Consider the following 675-nt stretch of genomic DNA (forward strand, 5'->3'; position numbering starts at 1 on the left):
AAGAAGGAGCCGCCGAAGGCAGGTCTGATAACTGGGGTGAAGTCGTAACAAGGTAGCCGTATCGGAAGGTGCGGCTGGATCACCTCCTTTCTAAGGAAGAAAAAGTAGGGGTTGTTTTACTGTTGAGCTGTCAGTGACAGTTAAATTATTCTGGTGGCGATGCGCTTAGGGGAAACACCCGTTCACATCCCGAACACGATGGTTAAGCCTTAAGCGGCCGATGATACTATACTGGAGACGGTATGGGAAAGCAGGTGGCTGCCAGATTATAATTAAATATGGGGTTATAGCTCAGCTGGTTAGAGCGCACGCCTGATAAGCGTGAGGTCGATGGTTCGAGTCCATTTAACCCCATTTTATTCTGAAAAAAGAATAATGCCCATGGGGGTATAGCTCAGTTGGGAGAGCACCTGCCTTGCAAGCAGGGGGTCAAGGGTTCGAATCCCTTTATCTCCACTGGATATTAACAAAGACATGAAAATGTAAAAAACATGTTGACAGGAAATGAAAACTGTGTTAATATCTTCAAGCTGTCTTACGACAGTAAACTGTTCTTTGAAAACTGCATATTAAAATATCTAATAAACATATCAATGTTTAGACATCCGAGGTGCGGTAACGAAAGTTACCAAACCAAGAAACAAACCGAAGCAAACGAAAGTTTGCGATTAACGT

2 tRNA genes and 2 rRNA genes are annotated in these 675 nt (G+C 43.7%); all 4 read left to right on the forward strand.

From position 1 onward, the window contains the following. Nucleotides 1-90: ribosomal RNA gene (locus LI288_RS13995) — 16S ribosomal RNA — on the forward strand; the annotation flags it as partial. Nucleotides 91-149: 59 nt separating this feature from the next. Beyond that, nucleotides 150-267: ribosomal RNA gene (gene rrf, locus LI288_RS14000) — 5S ribosomal RNA — on the forward strand. A gap of 13 nt (nt 268-280) precedes the next feature. Further along, a tRNA-Ile gene (locus LI288_RS14005) sits at nt 281-354 on the forward strand. A gap of 29 nt (nt 355-383) precedes the next feature. Beyond that, a tRNA-Ala gene (locus tag LI288_RS14010) sits at nt 384-456 on the forward strand. Nucleotides 457-675: the final 219 nt, after the last annotated feature.

The sequence above is a fragment of the Lachnospira pectinoschiza genome, assembly GCF_020564355.1.
Classification (GTDB): Bacteria; Bacillota; Clostridia; order Lachnospirales; family Lachnospiraceae; genus Lachnospira; species Lachnospira intestinalis.